We start from the raw sequence: 252 nt of genomic DNA on the forward strand, positions 1-252 counted from the left end.
CATTTTTATCCCTAGAACAATTTGGTGAATAATAAAAATCATCAGAAATTCCAATTGGTTATTGGTTGTTTCTGATGATTTTTTAGGCATTTACACAGATTCTTCTGAGGTATGAATAATTTGGGATTAAAAAACAAGCAGCTACCAACCAAAGTCTAGTAGATGAAATCTCCCTTCTACGTGAACAGGTGGCTTATTTAACCCAGAAACTATATGGCAAGTCATCTGAGAAGAATTCTGTTCAACCAGGTC

The 252-nt window shown here is 34.5% G+C and carries 1 protein-coding gene; it reads left to right on the top strand.

The annotated features are described in order from the left end of the window. Window positions 1-125: 125 nt before the first annotated feature. The coding region (locus tag E4T71_RS09515) for a transposase (RefSeq protein ID WP_194181279.1) at window positions 126-252 on the top strand (127 nt) is incomplete at its 3' end.

Source organism: Streptococcus sp. WM07 (assembly GCF_004570525.1).
Taxonomy (GTDB): domain Bacteria; phylum Bacillota; class Bacilli; order Lactobacillales; family Streptococcaceae; genus Streptococcus.